The following is an 18,852-nucleotide window of genomic DNA, read 5'->3' as shown; positions in this document are numbered from 1 at the left end:
TTAAGCGCGGCCGCAGCTTTCCTTCACGCCTGCCCCGGTGTCCGCGCGCTCAGGGGGTCTGACCCCGCTCGAAGTAGGCCACCACTTCCGGGGCGAGCGGCGGCACGTCGCGCGGAGTGCCGCCGTCCCGCAGCGACTCGGTGGCCCGGAATCCGGCGGCCACCGCCATGCGCGCGGCGACCGGGGAGGTGTCGGTGCGCCCGCCCTCGCGTACGAACCGCAGGAACTCGTCGATCAGCAGCGGGTCGGCGCCCCCGTGCTCGGTGTCCTCGTCGACGTCCGGCACCGGGTGCTCGGCGTCGGCCCGATCCCGCTGCCCCGAGCGGCGGCTGTTCCAGATCTTCACCACTCCCCCGGGCCCGTCCCCGACGTTCTCCAAGCGGCCGGCGTCACCGATGACGGTGTAGTTGCGCCAGTAGTCCGGGGTGAAGTGACACTGCTGGTACGACGCCAACACCCCATTGTCCAGGCGCATGTTGACCAGAGACACGTCCTCGACGTCGATGACCGGGTTCAGTGCCCGCTGGGTGTGCGGGGGCCAGTGGCCGTTCTCCGTGTACCAGTCGTCCGTCTTGGGCTCTCCCGGCGCCCTCCGGTGCGGGACGTCCCCGTACACCATGAGGTCCCCGAGAGCCTGCACCCGCTGGGTGTAGCCGCCGGCCAACCAGTGCACTACGTCGATGTCGTGGGCGCCCTTCTGCAGCAACAGGCCGGTGGTGTACCGGCGTTCGGCATGCCAGTCCTTGAAGTACCAGTCCCCGCCGTAGCCGACGAAATGGCGCACCCACACCGTTTTGACCGTGCCTATGTCGCCGCGTTCGATGATGTCGCGCATCAGCCGGATCACCGGCATGTGGCGCATGTTGTGGCCCACATACAGCCGGGTGCCCGTCTCGAAGGCGGTGCGCAGGATCCGGTCGCAGCGCTCGATGGTGATGTCGAGGGGCTTCTCGACGAAGACGGGTTTGCCCGCGCGCAGCGCCTCGCACGCGATGTCGGCGTGGGTGTGGTCCGGGGTGAGGACCAGCACGGCATCGACGTGCGGGTCGTCGATGACCTTGTGGTGGTCGTCGACGGTCCGGACCCCGGGTATGCGATCGGCCGCGCGATCGCGCAGCACCGGGTCGTGCTCGGCGACGACCGTCACGCGGGAGCCCCGACCGGGACGGTGGGCGACGCGCGCGAGGGAACCGCGCAGTCCGAAGCCGAGGGCGCCGAGACGGAGGTCGGTCATGGCGTGCCGTTCCATGCGGTGTCTCCACTCCGTGGGTGTCTCCATGCAGTGTCGAGGAGGTTCGGGCGCAGCGTTCCTCCGCAGGGCCTGGGTCAACCTCTCGTGGACATCGGAGTACGACTACGGGGACATGCTTTACCTACATCCCATGTGGGCGCATCACACTCACCAAGGCCGGACGCCGACTGCCCGGCACGTCCTCAGAACCCCCGGACTCCCTCCCGCAGTTCGATCTGCTCGACCAGCTCCGCCGCCAGCGACTTGATGGTCTCCAGGCCCGCCTTTCCCCACGGGCGCGGCTCGACGTCCACGACGCAGACCGTGCCGAGGGCGATGCCCGTACGGTCGATCAGCGGGGCGCCGAGGTAGGAACGGATGCCGATCTCGTCGACGACCGGGTTCCCCGCGAAGCGCGGGTAGTCGCAGACGTCCTCCAGGACCAGCGCCCTGCGCCGGACCACCACATAGGGGCAGAAGCCGTAGTCGCGCGTCATGTAGCGGCCCACCTCGGGGACGGTGCTGTCCCCGGTGTCAGCCTCGGGCGGCAGGACGCCCGGGCCGCCTCCGTCCGGGGTGTGCAGGCCCGCGAAGAACTGCCGGTTCTCGTCGATGAAGTTGACCATCGAGTACGGCACCGCGGCGACCTCGGCGAGCCGGTCCGCGAAGGCGTCGAAGGCCGGTTCCGCGCGCTCCCCCAGCCCCAGTCGGCGCAACCGCCGCACCCGGGCCGGCGCGTCCTTGTCCTCCGGGGTCAGCAGCAGACGACCGGCCGGACGCGGCGGATCGTAACTCATGTACGGGCTCCGTGACTTGGGCTGTGCGCGGGCGCATGGGCGATGAGATGGCGGACCAGGGTGAGCAGGGTCTGCACGCCCGAGCTGGAGATCCGGGCGTCGCAGCGCACGACGGGGATCTCGGGGTCGAGGTCGATGGCCGCCCGCACCTCCTTCGGGTCGTAGCGGTAAGAGCCGTCGAACTCGTTGACCGCGACGATGAATCCGAGGCCCCGCTGCTCGAAGAAGTCGACGGCCGCGAAGCAGTCCTCCAGGCGGCGGGTGTCGGCGAGGATCACCGCGCCCAACGCACCCTCGGAAAGCTCGTCCCACATGAACCAGAACCGCTCCTGCCCGGGCGTACCGAACAGATAGAGCACGTGTTCCGGATCGAGCGTGATGCGGCCGAAGTCCATGGCCACCGTGGTTTCGACCTTGTTCTCGATGCCGTCGAGACTGTCGGTCGCGGCGCTGACCGTGGTGAGCAGCTCCTCCGTGCTGAGCGGCGCGATCTCGCTCACCGCGCCGACGAAGGTTGTCTTGCCGACCCCGAACCCTCCCGCCACCAAGATCTTCAACGCGGTGGGGAAGGGGTCAGAGCTGTCGTCGTAGTCCATCGAGCACTGCCTCCAGAAGAGACCGGTCAGTGGGGTTGTGGTGGAAGGACGGTGGCTTGGTGGTGAGCACCCCGCAGTCGACGAGATCGGAGAGCAGCACCTTGGTGACCGCCGCGGGGAGCTTCAGATGGGCGGCGATCTCCGCGACCGAGACGGGCGCCCGGCACCGTTCGAGTGCCTGGGTGTGCTCGGGGCCGAGATAGCCGAGGGGCGTGGCTCCGGTGGCCATGACCTGCGACAGGAGGTCGAGCGCGGCCGTGGGCCTGGTCCGGCCGTTGCTGACCGTGTAGGGGCGTACCAGGCGCCCGGCAGCGTCGTCGAGCCAAGGCCCGTCGCCGGCCGCGGCCACGCTCAAGGCCTCATCGCCGAGGGTTCGACGGCGGACTGCCGGGGCGCGGTCATCAGGTACGGCCGGACGCTCTTGACCAGCATGGCCATCTCGTAGCCGAGCACCGCTGCGTCGGCCTCGCGTCCGGCGAGCACGGCGAGACAGGTGCCGGAGCCCGCGGTGGACACGAACAACAGCATCGAGTCGAGTTCGACGACGACCTGCCGTACGTCGCCGCCGTCCCCGAAGCGGACGCCCGCGCTGCGACCGAGAGAGTAGAGGCCGGAGGCCAGCGCCGCCATGTGGTCGGCGCTGTCCGGGTCGAGGCCGTGAACCGATTTCACGAGCCCGTCACAGGACAGAAGTACCGCGCTTGTGGTGTGCGGCACGCGCTGTACGAGGCCGCTCATCAGCCAGTCGAGATCGGATACATGGCCGGTCGGCGCATCGCTCGCCATGATGGATCGACTCCTTGAGGTACGAAGGTCTGCGGGAGCGGAGGGGGTGGGGGTGGGGGTGGTGAGGGGGGTGGTCATCCGGCCGGTGTGCTCCCGTCGTGCCGGGCAGTGAGGTCGTGTCCGGGTGCGGGCGCGGTGTCCCGCGTCCCCTGCGCCTCGTGGGGCGCCGGCGCGTGCGCCGTGTGCGCTTCGGCTATGTGCGCCGTGGTCGCTCCGTCCGTCGGCAGTACGTCCATGGGGTCCGCGCCACGGGAGGTGGAGCCGGCGGACGACGACCCGTCGGCCTGGGCCACGCCGTCCATGCGCACTACGTCCAGGTGCGGTCGCTCCATGTGCCGCTCCATGTGCGGTCGCTCCATGTGCGCGTTGTCCATGTGAGCGTTGTCCATGTGCACACCGTCGGCGTGGGCGGCGCCCACAGGCGGCCCATCCACCCTGACCACTTCCAGGGGCGGCAGTGCATCCGTGTGCACCAGGTCCAGGTGCGCCCGGTCCCTGGGAGACGACGTCTGCATGGGCGACGCCTGCGTGCGCTCCGTCTCCGCGTGGGCCGCCTCCGCAAGGCCGATGCCGCGCTGGAACGCCGCCATGAGACCCGGGTCGTGGCCGACGACGTACTCCGTGTCCTGGCGAGGTGCCGGCCCGTCGCGCAATTGGGGCGCGATGTGCTCCTGGGCGCGCCGCCTGGGCAGTTGGGGCTTGCCCATGGTGCCGCGGACGGCGCCGCCTCGCGGCGTGGGCGGCACTGCCGCGTTCTCCGCGGCGATGCGCCGGTCTTCGGGGCGGATGCCGGGCAGCGCCTCCGCCGGGTTGGGCCGCTCTGCGTGGGTACCGCGCACCGGGAGTGGCGCGGGACCGCCACCGCCCGCGACCGGCACGGCACGCTGGGGTGCCTGCTCACGCTGGGCCTGACGTGGCACGGAGGGCCTCGCCCGGCTTCCGGGCGACGCGGGCGCGGAAGCCGCCTGCGTGGCCTGCGGTCTCACGGGCGGGCGGCGCCCCCCGGGCGTCTCCTGAGGCCGGCCCTGGGCCACGTCCCCGAGAGCGCCCGGCGTCGTGCCCAACAGCCCCTGCGGCACGACGAGTACGGCCTGGACACCGCCGTAGATGTTGGCCTGCAGCCGGACGTGGATGCCGTGCCGCCGGGCGAGCTGCGAGACCACGAACAGGCCGATGCGCCCGTCCTGGAGGAGGCTGGCGACGTTCACCTGGTCGGGGTCGGCGAGCAGGGCGTTCATCTTGTTCTGCTCGCCCAGGGGCATGCCGAGGCCCCGGTCCTCCACCTCGACGGCGAGCCCGGAGGTGACGAGGTTGGCGCGCAGCAGCACTTGGGTGTGCGGGGCCGAGAACACCGTGGCGTTCTCGACGAGTTCGGCCAGCAGGTGGATGACGTCGGCGACCGCGTGCCCGCGCAGGGTGCCGTCGATCGGGGGCACCAGCTTGACCCGCGAATACTGCTCGACCTCGGCGATCGCGGACCGCAGCACCTCTGTCATGGAGACGGGGTTGCTCCACTGGCGGCGCGAGACGGCGCCGCCGAGGACGGCGAGGTTCTCGGCGTGGCGGCGGATGCGGGTGGCGAGGTGGTCGACGTGGAAGAGGCCCTTGAGCAGGTCCGGGTCCTCGATCTCGTTCTCCAGCTCGTCGAGGATCGAGATCTCGCGGTGCACGAGGGACTGCAGCCGCCGGGCCAGGTTGACGAAGACCTCGACCTTCTGTTCGCTGCCCGCCTGGCTGGAGAGCTGCGCGGCCTGCACGACGGCCGCGACGGCGCCGTCGTGAGCGCGGGAGAGGTCGGCGGCGAGCAGCTCGAAGTCGTCGGCGTCCGCCGGGGGTTGGCGACGTGCCTTGCGCCCGGGCGGACTCTCGCCCCGGCGCAGCCCTGCGACGAGGGCGCGCAGATCGGCCTCCGTCCGCGCGCTGGTGCGGCGCAGGGCGCCCAGGCGCTCCCGTACGGACTTGGCGGCGCGGTCGGCGGCCACGGCGGCGATCAGGATTCCGACCAGGGCCACTCCCACGGCTCCCGCGAGAACGGCCCACAGGATGGGGCCGGGGCGGGCACCCGTGGAGCGGACGGTGAACAGTACGGCCGCGCACCCGCTGAGGGCCACCGCGATCGGCGGCAGGACCGCCAGGCGCAGCAGCTGGGGCCGCAGGTGGCTCTCCGGCAGCGACGGGGCGGTGTGGGCGACCGGTCGCCCGTGCCGCCCGCCCTCACGGCGGTCTGCGCGTGCGGCCGGTGCGCGAAGGTGAGACATCTGCGTCCTCGTACTGTGGCGTCGGGAGCTCGGGGGCTCCCGCGGGTCTGCGCGACTCGGGCGTGCGCCATCGCGGTGCCGGTCGAGAGAGCCGAAAATTCGGCCCTGCGTCGCCCGACGGCAACTGACAGTAGTCGCCAACCCATCATGTGCGGTGGGCAGTTGACAAACTCCCACGGACAGCGTCCCGCTCTGGTATGAGGCGTCGTACGACAGACCGATAACTCCATCGGGCAGGCGTTCCAACCGAACATCGACCCGATCGAAGCTGGTCAGAAGTGGTCGCAAACAAACGGCGAGGGCCGGGGAGCGGTGCGCTCCCCGGCCCTCGCCGTCGATCGGAAAATCAGCCCGCGGGCACGGTCTCCGGCTCTCCGGTGTCCTCCGTCGAGCCGTCCGCTATGTCACCCGGTGTGTCGGCGACGGTCTTCTCGAGGGTGGGCCAGCCTCCCGCCGGCGGGAGGGCCACGCCCCGCCACCAGGGCTCGGACGGGATGGTCTCGGCCGTGGGCTCGAAGGGCTCGCCGGGGCGGGGCACCGCGACGCGCGCACCGGCCGCGTGCCCGGCGGCCATCGTCCCCTCGCCGGGCTCCGCCCAGGGGTGGGTCGCCAGGTTGAACGTGGCCCAGTGGATCGGGAGCATCACCCCGGAGGGCTGCCCGCCCTGAAGGTCCAGGTGGGCGCGCATGCCCTCCTCGGGCGTCATGTGGATGTCGGGCCAGAACTCGCTGTACGCGCCGATCTGGATCATCGTCGCGTCGAACGGGCCGTGCTCGGCGCCGATGTCCTTGAACCCCTCGAAATAGCCGGTGTCACCGCTGTGGTAGATCCGGTGCTCGTCACCCGCGACGGCCCAGGAGGCCCAGAGCGTGTGCTGCGTGTTGCGCAGACCGCGGCCGCAGAAGTGCCGCGCCGGTGTGGCGGTCAGGGAGATCCCGCCGATCTTCGTCGACTCGTTCCAGTCCAGCTCGCGCAGCCGGTCGGCCGAGACACCCCAGTGCTCCAGGTGGGCGCCGACGCCGAGCGGCACCGCGAACACCGTGTCCGTGTCGGCCAGGGCCTTGATGGTGGGCAGGTCGAGGTGGTCGTAGTGGTCGTGCGAGATGACGACGACGTCGACCGGGCCGAGCTCGGCCAGCGGCAGGGGCACCGGGTGCAGCCGCTTGGGCCCGGCGAAGTTGAACGGGGAGCAGCGCTCGCCCCAGACCGGGTCGAAGAGCACCCGGTGCCCGTCGATCTCCGCCAGGACGCTGGAGTGTCCCATCCAGGTGAGCCGCAGCCCGCTCGCCGCGGGCCTGGCCAGGTCGGCGAGCGTCGTCGCGTGCACCGGCACCGTGCCGGCGGGGGCGCGGTGGACGCGCTCCTCCTTGCGGAAGTAGACCTTCGCGAACTCGACCATGGAGCCGTCGGGGCGGATCCGGGCACTCTCCGGATTCTTGAAGACACCGTCCGCGAAGTTCGGCGATCTGCGGATGCGCTCCAGGCGCTCACCATCAGGATCCGCGCCGAAGGCGGCGGGCCGCAACGAGCGGAGCCCGGAGCTCAGGGTACGGAATCCGGTCACGGTACCTCCAGGTGGAGTCGGTCAGGTTTTCCATTATGGTCGCCGTCTCTGACAGTGCCGGGTCGGCTCTGTCACAGCCCAATGTCCGCGACTCCATGGTCTTTACTCCTCCAACTCCGCGGCGCACGTTCTTCTTCCGCGTCGCGGAGTGATACGCGAACGACCCGGCGTGGAGTGGTGCACGAACGACCGGGCGTGGAGGTGCTCGCCGACGGTGCGGCCGCGTCCTCCACCGCATCCCCAGCGCGAGCGGAGTGCGTCCGACGGGTCGGACAGGCGGGGCCGCCGAGGACTTGCTACTGATGATCCGTTCAGTACGTTGACAGAGAACCGCGTCGCTTCCGATACTGACTGATGATTCAGTAACTGCCCGGTGGCCCAGTCGGCCACGCCGCTCCATCCGCATCTGGAGGCACCATGTCCGACCTCCCCACCGAGCTGGTCCCGCTCAGCGCGGAACAGCAGGACATCGTGGAGCTGACGCGTGCGTTCGCGCGGGAGGAGATCCGTCCACGCGCGCGTGCCGTCGACGAGGCGGATGTCGAGACGCCGTGGGACCTGTGGCGCAAGGCGGCCAAGGTGGGCATCACGGGCTTCATGCTGCCCGAGGAGTTCGGCGGGGGCGGCTTCACCGACGTGTTCACCCAGGTCCTGGTGCAGGAGGAGCTGTGCGTGGGTGACCTCGGCATCGGCAACCTGCTCTGCTCCAACGGCTTCTTCGCCGATCCGGTGCTGGAGCTCGGCAGCGAGGAGCAGAAGCGGGAGTGGCTGACCCCGCTCACGGGCCCCGACACCCCGATGACGTCCCTGGCAACCACCGAGCCGGGTGCGGGCTCGGACGCCGCGTCGATCGTCACCACGGCGCACCACACCCCTGGCGGCTATCGCCTGAACGGGCAGAAGGCGTGGATCTCGAACGCGGGCGAGGCCGAACAGTACGTCGTGTTCGCCAAGACCGACCCCACCCGGCGCTCCGGCGGGGTCAGCGCGTTCCTGTTGCGCAAGGACACCGAAGGCGTCTCCTTCGGAGAGCCGATGCGCAAGATGGGGCAGCGCGCGATCGTCTGCCGGGAGATCTTCTTCGACAACGCACTCGTCCCCGAGGAACACCGGCTCGGAGCGGAGGGCGAGGGGTTCCACGGGCTGATGCGGACCTTCGACATCTCGCGCGCGGTACTGGGCGCCGCCGCGACGGGCGTGGCGCGGGCCGCGTACGAGTACGCGCGCGACTACGCCCGCGAGCGGCGGCAGTTCGGCAAGCCGATCATCGAGCACCAGGCGGTTGCGTTCCGCCTGGCCGACATGCGTACGCGCGTGGAGCAGGCCCGGCTGATGACCTGGCGGGCCGCGAAGCGCCTGGATGCCGGTCTGAACGCGACGGCCGAGGCGGCGATGGCCAAGCTGACGGCGTCCGAGACCGCCGCGTACTGCACCTGGGCGGCCGTTCAGACGCTCGGTGGCTGGGGCTACTCGCGGGAGTTCCCGGTCGAGCAGTGGATGCGCGACGCCAAGCTGGAGGAGATCGAAGAGGGCACCTCGGACATCATGCGGCTCGTCATCTCGCGGAGCCTGTGATGGGCGACGCGGTCACCGGTGGTGAGGCCCTCGTCCGCGCCTTGTGCGGACACGCCGTGACCCAGGTCTTCGGCATCCCCGGCACCCACAACCTGGAGATCTACCGTCACCTGTCCGCGTACGGCATCCGGCACGTTCTGCCACGCCACGAGCAGGGTGCGGGATACGCCGCCGACGGCTACGCGCGCGTGACGCATCGCCCGGGGGTCGTGATCACGACGACCGGGCCCGCGCTGCTCAACGCGGCGGCCGCCATCGGGCAGGCGTACTCGGACAGCGTGCCGCTCCTGATCGTCTCGCCGGGGATGCCGCTGCGCCACCCGCGGCTCGCGACCGGTCTGCTGCACGAGATGCGCAGCCAGACCGAGGCGCTGCGCGGGGTGGCCGCGTTCAGTCACCGGGTGTCCTCGGTCGCGGAGATCGATGCCGCGGTCGCCCGGGCCTTCACGCTGTTCCGTACGCGGCGACCACGGCCGGCGCACATCGAGGTGCCGCTCGACCTGCTGGCGGCCGTGGAGGAGACCGGTCCCGTTCGCGTCACCCCGCGCGTCGCGCCCCTGGCACCCGACACCGAAGCCGTGCGGAAGGCGTCCGACGTCCTCAGCCGCGCGCACCGTCCGGCGCTCGTGCTCGGAGGCGGGGCGCGCGGGGCAGCCGCCTCGTGCCTCGCTCTCGCGGAGGAACTGGGCGCTCCCGTCGTCACCACGGCCAACGGCAAGGGGATCGTCCCCGAGACGCACCCGCTGTCGCTCGGGGTCTCGCTGCACAGCCCGACCGTCCAGAGGTGGCTGAGCGAGCGCGACGCCGTACTCGCGGTCGGCACCGAACTCGCGGAGTCCGATCTGTGGTCCCCGCCCCCCGCCCTGAACGGCACCCTGATCCGCGTCGACCTGGACCCGGACCAGATGTACGCCGGCCTGCCCGCGGACGTCGCTGTCGTCGGCGACGCGGGCGTCTCCTCGAAGGCGCTCCTTTCCGGAGTACGCAGGCACGCGCGCGTGAAGGCCGGCGAGGACGCCGCCGGAGAAGTGAGCGCCCTGCGGGCCGCCCGTGACGCCGAGACCGCCGAACGCGACGCCCGCTGGATCCCTTACCTCCGGACGATCCGTTCCGTTCTCGCCGACGACGCCGTCATCACCTCGGACAGCTCCCAGTGCTGCTACTACGGAGCGCTCCCGCATCTCCCACTCGGCCCCGAGGGCCGCTATCTTCACCCGACCGGCTTCGGCACGCTCGGCTACGCGCTGCCCGCGGCGATCGGCGCCAAAGTGGCGCAGCCGGATCGTCAGGTAGTGGCGCTCGGCGGGGACGGTGGCCTCCAGTTCACGGTTCAGGAGCTGGCGACCGCGGCACAGCTCCAACTCCCGCTGCCCGTCGTGGTGTTCGACAACGGCGGCTACGGCGAGATCCGCGACGAGATGATCGCCCGGGGCGAGGGCCCCACGGCGGTCGACCTCGCGCCCGTCGATCTGCCCGCCCTGGCCCGCGCCTACGGAGGGCAGGGCACGCGCGCGTGCGGACCGGACGAGCTGGCCGCCGCGCTCACCGAGGCACTGCACACGCCCGGCCCCACTCTGATCGCCATCCCCGAGGAGACCCCATGACCGCCCCCCTGATGACGCTCGCCTGGACGGACCATGTCACTGGCCGGCAGGGCTTCCTCGTCGTCGACCGGCTCGTGCGAGGCGTCTCCAGCGGCGGTCTGCGGATGCGGCCCGGCTGCACGCTGGAGGAGGTCGCGGGGCTCGCCCGCGGCATGACCATGAAGGAGGCCCTCCACTACAACCCCGAGGGCCGCTACATCCCGCTGGGCGGCGCCAAGGGCGGTATCGACTGCGATCCCCAGGACCCGGCGGCGTACGGCCTTCTGGTCCGCTATCTGCGCGCCATGCGCCCGTACATCGAGAGCTTCTGGACCACGGGTGAGGACCTCGGACTCACCCAGGACCTGGTCGACCGGGCCGCCGAGGAGGCCGGGCTCGTCTCGTCCATCCAGGCCGTGTACCCGCTGCTCGACGACGAGGCGGCGGCACGGCGGCGGCTCGCGGACGCCTTCGCGGTCGAGGTCGACGGCATCGGCCTCGACGAACTGGTCGGCGGCTGCGGAGTCGCCGAGTCGGTGCTCGCCGCCCTGGACCGGGCCGGCGTGGCGTACACAGGGACGCGCGTTGCCGTGCAGGGCCTCGGCACCATGGGCGGGGCCACGGCTCGATTCCTCGCGCGCGCGGGGCTCAAGGTCGTGGCCGTCGCCGACATCAAGGGCACGATCGCGAACCCGGAGGGCCTCGACATCGACGCGCTGCTAGCCGCCCGCGACGCGTACGGGACGGTCGACCGCTCGGCGCTGCGCCCCGACGACCGTGAACTCCCCGGCGACGCCTGGCTGGCCGCCGACGCGGAGGTGCTGGTGCCCGCGGCGGTCTCGTACGCGATCGACGCCGTGAACCAGCGGCGGATCACCGCCCGCTGGATCGTCGAGGCGGCCAACATGCCCGTCCTGGCGGAGGCGGAGGAGCTGCTCGCCGGGCGCGGGGTCACCGTGCTGCCGGACGTGGTGGTCAACTCCGGGACGAACGCCTGGTGGTGGTGGACGCTGTTCGGCGACATCGGCGCCGACGCCGAGGAGGCGTTCGCGTACACGCGGCGCTCCATGCGCGCCCTGATCGACCAGATGCTGGCTCGCGCGGAGGCCGACGGGACGACCGCGCGGGCCGCAGCGCATGCCATCGTCAACGACCGGCTGCCGGTGATCGCGGAGCGGTTCGGGTGGTACAGATGACGGACGAATCGCCGCTGGACGCCCTTTTCGACCCACGCGCGGTGGCCGTGGTCGGTGCCTCCGACAACCCCGCGAAGTGGGGCTACTGGCTGGCGAAGGGCGCTCTTTCCGGGCGCGACCGCCGAGCGGTGCATCTGGTGAACCGGCGCGCCGGGGCGCTCGACGGCGTGTCCTTCCGGCCGGGTCTGAGCGGCCTGCCCGAGGCACCCGAGCACGTGGTGGTCGCGGTGCCTGCCCCGTTCGTACGCCCTGTCGTCGCCGAAGGGCTCGCGGCGGGCGCCCGCTGTTTCACGGTGATCACCTCGGGCAGCGGCGCGGCCGACGAGCACGCGCTCGCCGAGCTGGTGACCGGCGGCGGGGCACGGCTGCTCGGCCCCAACTGCATGGGGCTCGTCGACACGACCACGCAGCTCCGGCTCAGCTGGGGCGAGTTCCCGGTGGGCGCCGTCGGTCTGGTCTCGCAGAGCGGGAACCTCGCCCTGGAGATCGGCCGACTCCTCGCGCGCGCGGGACAGGGATTTTCGCGCTTCGTCTCCCTGGGGAACCAGCGCGACATCGACGCGGCCGACGCCCTGGAGTCCCTGGTCGCCCATGAGCCGACGCGTGTCATCGCCGCGTACGTCGAGGATTTCCGCGACGGCCGCCGCCTCGCCCGCGCGCTCGCCGCGGCCCACGCGGCCGGAAAGCCCGTGCTGCTGCTGACGGTCGGCCGCAGCCCTGCCTCCACCGGTGCCGCCGCCTCCCACACCGGCGCCCTGGTCAGTCCGTACGCCACGGTCGCCGCCGTCTGCCGGGAGGCGGGCGCGTTGTTGCTGGAGTCGGCGGGTCAGCTGGTGGACACGGCGGTGTGTCTGTTGTCCACGGCCGCCTCACATCCGGTGTCGGCTACCGGTTCACATCGGCCGTCGGGTGCCGCCTCGCGCCGGGGCGTGGAATCGTTCCGCGTCGCCGTCGTCGGCGACAGCGGCGGCCAAGGGGCCCTCGCCGCCGACGCGTTCGCCGTGCGGGGCCTCCAGGTGCCGGAGCTGTCCGCGCGTACGACGCAGGAGGTCGCGGCGATGCTGCCGCCCGGAGCCGGATGCCGCAACCCGGTGGACCTCGCGGGCGCCGGCGAGGCCGATCTCGGCAGCTACGCGCGCGTGGCCCGCGCTCTGCTGGTGGGAGGGGACGCCGACGCCGTCGTTCTGACCGGGTACTTCGGGGACTACGCGAGCGCCAACCCGGCCCAGTCCGCGCGTGAGTGCCAGGTCGCGGCCGAACTCGCGGACGCCGCGGCCGAGTCGGGACGCGCCCTCGTCGTGCACACCATGGCCCGCGACACACCCGCTCTCGCCGTACTGCGCCGCCGCGGCATCCCCGTCTACGAGCGCATCGAGCAGGCGGCGACGGCACTGTCCGGGATCGCGCGCCTCGCCCGCCCCTCGACGGACCCGGCGCCGACGAGGAGAGCCTCTTCCTCCGTACCCGACGGCTCGTACGAGACCGTCCGCGATCTCCTCTCCACCTACGGACTCACCTTCCCCGCCGCCCGGTTCGTCACGACGGCCGACGAGGCCGTGGACGCCGCGCACCTCGTCGGATACCCGCTGGTCCTCAAGGCGATGGGTCTGGCCCACAAGACCGAGGCGGGCGGGGTGGCCCTCGGCCTCGCCGACGCGGACTCGCTGCGCGCCGCGTTCCGGCGGATGCGGGCGGGCACCGGTGCGGAGCGCTTCGCCGTGGAGGCCATGGCGACGCCTCCGTACGCCCATGAGCTGATCGTCGGCGTACGCCGGGACCCCGCCTTCGGCCCCGTCGCGATGGTGGGGCTCGGCGGCGTCACCGCGGAGCTGCTGGCCGACACGGCGCTCGCCCTGGCGCCGTTGACCGCGGCACGCGCGCGTGCCCTGCTCACGGAGCTGCGGCACGCGCAGCTGCTGACCGGCTGGCGCGGCGCGCCGCCGGTCCATCTGGAGGCCGCGGCGGCCGCCCTGTGCGCGGTGGCCCGAGCCGCCGCCGAGCACCCCGAACTCGCCGAGCTGGAGATCAATCCGCTGCTTGTGCACCCTGGGGGTGCGGTGGCCCTGGATGCCCACGGAGTCCTGGCGTAGGACAGCCATTCCACGGCCGTTCCTCGGCCATTCCCTGCTGGGAATTGAGGCCCGGCCCGGGCGGAAGCAGAGTCGGTGACGTCAGAAACTCATACCGAGCCGACGTCACCGCTCGCGTACCGACCCGCACGAGGAGCACCATGCCCGCCATCGACGCACAGGACCTGATCGAGCGCTACATAGGCGTCTGGAACGAGCCCGATCCCGAGATCCGCCGCAAGACCGTCCAGGACCTGTGGGCGGACGACGGTCTGCACGTACTGCAACCGCCCCAGGAGATGCACGAGCGGGCGGTGGGCCTCGGTCTCCCCACCGCAGTCCTGGAAGCCCGCGGCCACGACGAGCTGCACGCGCGCGTGACGCGCGCATACGACGAGTTCGTGGCCCCGGGGACGTATGTCTTCAGGATCCAGGAGGCCGCCCGTCAGTTGCGTGACGTGATCACGTTCCGCTGGGAGTCCTTCCACACCGGGGAAGGACAGGTGACGGGCGGCGGCCTGGAGTTCCTCGTCCTCGACGAGGACGGTCGCATCAAGGTCGACTACCAGTTTGTCGACTGACCCCCGCGCAGTCCCGGTCAGCCCTTCTCGCGGCGGCTTCGCCCACCCGCCGCGTAGAAGGCGAGCCCGATCCCCACGAACAGCGCCAGCGGGAGTACTTGGCTGAGCGTGTACTGCAGCCGCTGTCCCGCGAAGGACTCCGGCAGCGAGTCCGCGGCGCTGCCCGCCGTGCCGAACCAGCCGACGCCGAAGCCGGGCCAGATCAGCACCACCACGGTGAAGGCGACGAACACGGTGGCCAGCCCGCTCACGAGCCGTACTCCGAAGCGACCGCCGGGCACGGAGTAGGGCCGGGGCACGGAGGGGTACTTCCGGCGCAGCACCGCGAGGCTCGGGAAGGTGATGACGTACGAGATGAAGGTGGTGCAGATGGTCAGGCCGAGGCCCGCCGCGAAGTACTTCTCGCCGTCGCCGCCGGTGAGGTTGAGGGCAACCACGAAGAGCAAGGAGGCGAGGACGGCGGAGAGCAGGTTCACCCGGACCGGGGTGCCGTGCTTCTCCGAGATGTGCCCGAGCCAGGCCGGTCCCGCCCCGTCCGCGCACGCCACCGCCTGGGCGCGGTGGGCACCCATGGCCCAGGTGACGCCCGAGGTGAGCAGACCGATGATGAGCCCGGCCGCCGCGATGCCGCCGAAGACGGCTCCGGCCCCGGTGAGCGTGACGGTGCCGTCCGCGGCGATCGATCCCCCGTAGACGGTGAACACGGCCTTGCAGGCGTCGATGAATCCGCCGAGGCTGCCGATCCGCTCGCCCGGCAGCACGAAGAGGATGCCAAGGATGGGTCCGCCGTAGAGCACGAGTGCGGCGAGTCCCGAACGCAGAATGGACAGCGGTATGTCACGCCGCGGGTTCTTCATCTCCTCCGCCGCCGAGCTGGGCAGTTCGAAGCCGACGTAGTTGAAGATCAGGACGGGGACGAGCGCGACGAAGCCCGCGTACGTGGGCGCGAAGTCGCCGGCGGGCAGCGCGTGGACGCCGTGCCCGGCCGCGTACACGACGACCGAGACGAGGAAGAAGCCGAGCAGCACGATCCTGGCCACGGCTCCGGCGGTCGGCACCCACTTGCCGATCCGCACCGACTGGACTACCGCGAGCGCCCCGCCCCAGATGAACGCCAGCCCGGCCGCGTACTTCCACGCCCCCGGCAGCGGGGTGAAGAACTCCTCCCAGGTCGTCAGCGCGATGATGCACAGACTGCCGCCGACCCAGACGGGGTTGGAGATCCAGTACAGGAGCTGGTTCACACCGGCCGTCAGCCGTCCGAAAGCCAGCCGCGTCCAGACGTACGGGCCGCCCTGGACCGGGAAGGCGGAGCCGAGTTCGGCGACCAGCAGGCCGTACGGCAGGAAGAAGACCAGGGCGAGGATCGCCATCCAGGTCAGCCCCTGCGGACCTTGGGCCGCGACCGAGCCGATCGTGTCGAGGCCGACGAGGGTGCAGATCAGGAAGAACAGCACATCGAGCCGGCGCAGATCCCTGCGCAGCCGGGAACGCTGCTCGCCCCAGCCCTCGGAGAGGTCGGGGGCATCGGGCTCGGGCCGGGGCTTCGGGGTGCTCGGTGCTTGGGTCACGGGCGGACTCCTGCGGCGGTACGGGGACGTACGGACGGGGCACACATCGGGCGTACGGACGGGGCAGACATCGCCTGAACTTCACGGCTACTGACTGAATGAGCAGTCAGTAGTGGCCGTACTTTGGTCTCCGTCGCGCGGCAGTGTCAAGGGGTCGCGACCGCCTGTCGTGCCCGCGTCGGGCCGCTGTGTAGGGTTGCCGCGTGGCGAGAGTGCGGTTGAGCGTGGCGGAGCGGCGTGAGGAGTTGCTGCGGTCTGCCGTCGAGCAGATCGAGGCGCGGGGTGTGGCGGCGGTGCGGATCGCCGACGTGGCTTCGGCGCTCGGGGTGAGCAACGCGCTGGTGCTGTACCACTTCTCGACGAAGGAGAAGCTGGTCGCCGCCGCGTTCACGTACGCGGCCGAGGACGACCTCGCCCATCTGCGCAAACTGCTCGGCCGCCGTACAACGGCGCTGCGCCGGCTGCGGGCCGCCGTGCGGTGGTACGCGCCGACCGGGCAGGCCAAGGGCTGGCGGCTGTGGATCGAGGGCTGGGCGGCCGCGCTGCGCGAGCCCGCGCTGCGCGAGGTCACACGCGATCTCGACAAGCAGTGGAAGGCCGCGATCACCGAGGTGATCGCGGAGGGAGTGGCCGCGGGCGAGTTCCACTGTCCGGATCCCACGGGGGCGGCCCTGCGGCTCACGGCGCTGCTGGACGGCCTGGCCGTCCAGCTGACGGCGTATGCGGGAGCGGTGTCGCGGACGCGGACCCACGAGTGGGTGGACGAGGCGCTCGCACGCGAACTGGGACTTGAGCGGGAGGCGTTGGTGGCGGCGGTGCGCTGAGGCGCCCGCCTCCGCTGCCACCAACTCGAGGCGCCCGCCTCCGCTGGCACCGCTTGGGGGTTCGCCTCTGCTGGCACCGCTTGGGGGTTCGCCTCTACTGCCACCGCTTGGGGGTTCGCCTCCGCTGCCAGGGGAGTTCGGCCCGGCAGCCCGGGAAGTCGGCTCAGTTCAGTTCATACACCGCCGTGACCGTGATCGTGTCCCGGATCTCGCCGGTGGCGACCGGGACGCCCGTCCCGGTCTGGTCGAAGGCGGCCGCCGACACCCGCGCCGGGCGGGAGTCGCCGCCGCCGACCTCGGTGAGCGAGACGAGCCGACCGAGGCGATGACCGCTGAGGCGGGCGTACTGGGATGCCTTCGTGTGGGCGTCGTCGTGCGCGGCCTCGCGGGCGCGGGCGTGCAGCGGGGCGGGGTCGGCGATGTCGAAGGCGACGGAGTGGATACGGCCCGCGTTGCCGGTCGCGTCGGTGATGGCCTGCAGCACCGCACCGGTCGTACCGATGTCGCGGACCTTCACCGAGAACGACTGCGCGGCCTCGTAACCCGTCAGCATGGAGGTCCCTTTCTGGTCCTCGTAGACCGGGGAGAGTGAAAGGCTCTCGGTACGGATGTCACGTTCCTCGACGCCCTGCGCGCGTACGGCGTCCAACAGGGCGTTCGACGCCGTGTTCTGTGCGGCGAGCGCCTCCTTCGAGGTCTTCGCGGTGACGTCGACGCCCGCGCTGATGAGCGCGAGATCCGGCGCGGCGGTGGCGCTGCCCTCGCCGGTGACGGTGACGGTCGAGGGGCTGGGCTCGGCGCTGAGGCCTGGGCGTGCGGGCAGCGCGAAAGCCGGTGCCGTCGTGGCCTGCGGAAGGGTGAGGGCGAGGAGGGTCACGGCGAGTGCGGTGGACGCGCGGAGGGCGGGCATGCGGAGTCTCCTTCGGGCACCGCCCTCCGGGACGTCGGGGCGGTTCGCGGTCATCCCAGCACCGCCGACCGCTCCCCGCCCCCCGCCACTCCCGCGCTGTCACCTCACCGGTCGAGCCGGACGCCGGACCCGCTCGGGCCCGTGCCGCCGTGCACGGAGGCCGGGCTCAAGCCACCGACTCGATCCGCATCTTGATGTCGTCGGGCGAAAGGGCACCCTTGGCCGCCACGTGATCCCCCGACGACTCCCCACGCAACCGCCGCCCGATCCACGGGACCAGGTACTCACGCGCCCAGTGGATGTCGTCGCGCCGCACTTCGAGCGTGCCGCGCGGCGGCAGCGGCGGCCAGGGCTGGTCCGGGTCGGCGGGTACCTCGAGGCCGAGGACCTGGCCGGCGCGGAGCGCGACCCGGGTGTGCCCCTCGGGCGACAGATGCAGCCGGTCGCCGTCCCAGGCGCGGCGGTCCTGGATCGTCTTGAGCGACCACAGGTCGAGTACGGGACAGCCGTAGCGGTCCGCGATGGCCCGCACATGTCCGTTGTACGTGGCGATCTTGCCGCGCAGATGCTTCAGCACGGGCACGCCACGGGTGTCGAAGCCGGTGGTCACCATGACGGTGCCGACGGCGGAGGTGAGTTCGGCGATCGCGCGCTCGAAGCGCTCCGCGACCTCGTCGGGGTCGGTGCCGGGCCGGATGATGTCGTTGCCGCCCGCGGAGAACGAGACCAGGTCCGGCGCGAGTTGCTTCGCGTCCTGGAGCTGGTCCTCGACGATCTGGTCGAGCAGTTTGCCGCGTACGGCGAGATTGGTGTAGTTGAAGTCGCCTTCTGGCCGGCGGTCCGCGAGAAGTACCGCGAACCGGTCGGCCCAACCGACGAAGGCCCCGTCAGGGCCGGGGTCGCCGACGCCCTCGGTGAAGCTGTCCCCCACCGCCACGTACGACCCGATCACTGATCTGTTGTCACTCTTCGAATCGTCTGCCACGTCGGCCCATGATTCACCTTCGGATGTGAGCTACGCGACCGTAAGGAAGGGTTGACGGATGGTGAGATAAGCCACGCCTAAAGTATTGTCCAGTTCCGGAATAAGCCCCTGATCAGGGGCGTTGAGGGAGCCGCCCCGCACGGACGCCGTTGAGGCAGCCGCCCCACATGGACGTCGCCGGCGCCGGGGCGCCGGCGCCGCAGAACCCGGCTTCTGCGGCCGCCCGTTGACGACGGCGCGCACTCCGTGCCGAGCCGTTGCCGCGCCGCTCATGAGACACCAAGGGCCGAACCCCGGGGATCATGGGGTCCGGCCCTTGGGGGCGA

General features: G+C 71.5%; 16 protein-coding genes. 6 read left to right on the top strand and 10 right to left on the bottom strand.

Annotation, left to right across the window (positions count from 1 at the left end; genetic code table 11):
* Nucleotides 1-49: 49 nt before the first annotated feature.
* From ACZ4RZ_RS16955 to ACZ4RZ_RS16925, 7 genes are all read right to left on the bottom strand, one after another.
* Nucleotides 50-1,234 carry a Gfo/Idh/MocA family protein gene (locus ACZ4RZ_RS16955; RefSeq protein ID WP_467745315.1) on the bottom strand — a complete coding sequence of 395 codons (1,185 nt, stop codon included), beginning with the start codon at nucleotides 1,232-1,234 and terminating at the stop codon, nucleotides 50-52.
* A 200-nt stretch (nucleotides 1,235-1,434) separates the two neighbouring features.
* Nucleotides 1,435-2,028: a GAF domain-containing protein gene (locus ACZ4RZ_RS16950; RefSeq protein ID WP_467745313.1), complete on the bottom strand. Its 594-nt coding sequence runs from the start codon at nucleotides 2,026-2,028 to the stop codon at nucleotides 1,435-1,437.
* Nucleotides 2,025-2,624: a GTP-binding protein gene (locus ACZ4RZ_RS16945; RefSeq protein WP_467745311.1), complete on the bottom strand. Its 600-nt coding sequence runs from the start codon at nucleotides 2,622-2,624 to the stop codon at nucleotides 2,025-2,027. Before ACZ4RZ_RS16945 ends, ACZ4RZ_RS16950 begins: the two co-directional genes overlap by 4 nt.
* A complete protein-coding gene (locus ACZ4RZ_RS16940) occupies nucleotides 2,602-2,973 on the bottom strand; it encodes a DUF742 domain-containing protein (RefSeq protein WP_467745309.1) in 372 nt (123 codons plus the stop codon). Before ACZ4RZ_RS16940 ends, ACZ4RZ_RS16945 begins: the two co-directional genes overlap by 23 nt.
* 2 nt (nucleotides 2,974-2,975) lie before the next feature.
* The gene (locus ACZ4RZ_RS16935) at nucleotides 2,976-3,410 is read right to left on the bottom strand and encodes a roadblock/LC7 domain-containing protein (RefSeq protein WP_467745307.1); all 435 of its coding nucleotides are present in this window, start codon (nucleotides 3,408-3,410) and stop codon (nucleotides 2,976-2,978) included.
* 74 nt (nucleotides 3,411-3,484) lie between these two features.
* Entirely contained in the window at nucleotides 3,485-5,668 is a 2,184-nt protein-coding gene (locus ACZ4RZ_RS16930; protein ID WP_467745305.1) for a sensor histidine kinase, read from the bottom strand.
* A 346-nt stretch (nucleotides 5,669-6,014) separates the two neighbouring features.
* On the bottom strand, nucleotides 6,015-7,232 hold the full coding sequence (locus ACZ4RZ_RS16925) for an MBL fold metallo-hydrolase (protein WP_467745303.1): 1,218 nt from the start codon (nucleotides 7,230-7,232) through the stop codon (nucleotides 6,015-6,017).
* A 417-nt stretch (nucleotides 7,233-7,649) separates the two neighbouring features.
* Here ACZ4RZ_RS16925 and ACZ4RZ_RS16920 point away from each other — a divergent pair, with 417 nt between their 5' ends.
* The 5 genes from ACZ4RZ_RS16920 (at nucleotide 7,650) to ACZ4RZ_RS16900 (ending at nucleotide 14,236) form a co-directional block, all read left to right on the top strand.
* The gene (locus ACZ4RZ_RS16920) at nucleotides 7,650-8,807 is read left to right on the top strand and encodes an acyl-CoA dehydrogenase family protein (RefSeq protein WP_467745301.1); all 1,158 of its coding nucleotides are present in this window, start codon (nucleotides 7,650-7,652) and stop codon (nucleotides 8,805-8,807) included.
* Nucleotides 8,807-10,411: a 5-guanidino-2-oxopentanoate decarboxylase gene (locus ACZ4RZ_RS16915; RefSeq protein WP_467745300.1), complete on the top strand. Its 1,605-nt coding sequence runs from the start codon at nucleotides 8,807-8,809 to the stop codon at nucleotides 10,409-10,411. The genes ACZ4RZ_RS16920 and ACZ4RZ_RS16915 overlap by 1 nt, the downstream gene beginning before the upstream one ends.
* Entirely contained in the window at nucleotides 10,408-11,586 is a 1,179-nt protein-coding gene (locus ACZ4RZ_RS16910) for a glutamate dehydrogenase (RefSeq protein WP_467745298.1), read from the top strand. The genes ACZ4RZ_RS16915 and ACZ4RZ_RS16910 overlap by 4 nt, the downstream gene beginning before the upstream one ends.
* A complete protein-coding gene (locus ACZ4RZ_RS16905; RefSeq protein ID WP_467745296.1) occupies nucleotides 11,583-13,676 on the top strand; it encodes an acetate--CoA ligase family protein in 2,094 nt (697 codons plus the stop codon). Before ACZ4RZ_RS16910 ends, ACZ4RZ_RS16905 begins: the two co-directional genes overlap by 4 nt.
* 140 nt (nucleotides 13,677-13,816) lie before the next feature.
* Nucleotides 13,817-14,236: a hypothetical protein gene (locus tag ACZ4RZ_RS16900; RefSeq protein WP_467745294.1), complete on the top strand. Its 420-nt coding sequence runs from the start codon at nucleotides 13,817-13,819 to the stop codon at nucleotides 14,234-14,236.
* Between the two features lie 17 nt (nucleotides 14,237-14,253).
* Here ACZ4RZ_RS16900 and ACZ4RZ_RS16895 read toward each other — a convergent pair whose 3' ends face one another.
* Nucleotides 14,254-15,807 carry an APC family permease gene (locus ACZ4RZ_RS16895; RefSeq protein WP_467745292.1) on the bottom strand — a complete coding sequence of 518 codons (1,554 nt, stop codon included), beginning with the start codon at nucleotides 15,805-15,807 and terminating at the stop codon, nucleotides 14,254-14,256.
* Between the two features lie 203 nt (nucleotides 15,808-16,010).
* Between ACZ4RZ_RS16895 and ACZ4RZ_RS16890 the strand changes: the two genes are divergently transcribed.
* Nucleotides 16,011-16,631: a TetR/AcrR family transcriptional regulator gene (locus tag ACZ4RZ_RS16890; RefSeq protein WP_467745290.1), complete on the top strand. Its 621-nt coding sequence runs from the start codon at nucleotides 16,011-16,013 to the stop codon at nucleotides 16,629-16,631.
* A 163-nt stretch (nucleotides 16,632-16,794) separates the two neighbouring features.
* On the opposite strand, the gene ACZ4RZ_RS16885 is transcribed toward ACZ4RZ_RS16890, so the two are convergent.
* The gene (locus ACZ4RZ_RS16885) at nucleotides 16,795-17,541 is read right to left on the bottom strand and encodes an SIMPL domain-containing protein (protein WP_467745288.1); all 747 of its coding nucleotides are present in this window, start codon (nucleotides 17,539-17,541) and stop codon (nucleotides 16,795-16,797) included.
* A gap of 166 nt (nucleotides 17,542-17,707) precedes the next feature.
* A complete protein-coding gene (locus ACZ4RZ_RS16880; RefSeq protein ID WP_467745778.1) occupies nucleotides 17,708-18,493 on the bottom strand; it encodes an SGNH/GDSL hydrolase family protein in 786 nt (261 codons plus the stop codon).
* Nucleotides 18,494-18,852: the final 359 nt, after the last annotated feature.

Source organism: Streptomyces sp. NPDC027189 (genome assembly GCF_055566975.1).
The sequence above is the reverse complement of the archived record's forward strand: the minus strand, read 5'-3'. Positions and strand labels throughout refer to the sequence as shown.

Bases quoted from the DNA above. Each gene is read 5' to 3' on its own strand.
- ACZ4RZ_RS16930 (WP_467745305.1), bottom strand. From the start codon at position 5,668: ATGTCTCACCTTCGCGCACCGGCCGCACGCGCAGACCGCCGTGAGGGC.
- ACZ4RZ_RS16910 (WP_467745298.1), top strand. From the start codon at position 10,408: ATGACCGCCCCCCTGATGACGCTCGCCTGGACGGACCATGTCACTGGC.
- ACZ4RZ_RS16950 (WP_467745313.1), bottom strand. From the start codon at position 2,028: ATGAGTTACGATCCGCCGCGTCCGGCCGGTCGTCTGCTGCTGACCCCG.
- ACZ4RZ_RS16885 (WP_467745288.1), bottom strand. From the start codon at position 17,541: ATGCCCGCCCTCCGCGCGTCCACCGCACTCGCCGTGACCCTCCTCGCC.
- ACZ4RZ_RS16900 (WP_467745294.1), top strand. From the start codon at position 13,817: ATGCCCGCCATCGACGCACAGGACCTGATCGAGCGCTACATAGGCGTC.
- ACZ4RZ_RS16905 (WP_467745296.1), top strand. From the start codon at position 11,583: ATGACGGACGAATCGCCGCTGGACGCCCTTTTCGACCCACGCGCGGTG.
- ACZ4RZ_RS16945 (WP_467745311.1), bottom strand. From the start codon at position 2,624: ATGGACTACGACGACAGCTCTGACCCCTTCCCCACCGCGTTGAAGATC.
- ACZ4RZ_RS16920 (WP_467745301.1), top strand. From the start codon at position 7,650: ATGTCCGACCTCCCCACCGAGCTGGTCCCGCTCAGCGCGGAACAGCAG.
- ACZ4RZ_RS16955 (WP_467745315.1), bottom strand. From the start codon at position 1,234: ATGACCGACCTCCGTCTCGGCGCCCTCGGCTTCGGACTGCGCGGTTCC.
- ACZ4RZ_RS16915 (WP_467745300.1), top strand. From the start codon at position 8,807: ATGGGCGACGCGGTCACCGGTGGTGAGGCCCTCGTCCGCGCCTTGTGC.
- ACZ4RZ_RS16935 (WP_467745307.1), bottom strand. From the start codon at position 3,410: ATGGCGAGCGATGCGCCGACCGGCCATGTATCCGATCTCGACTGGCTG.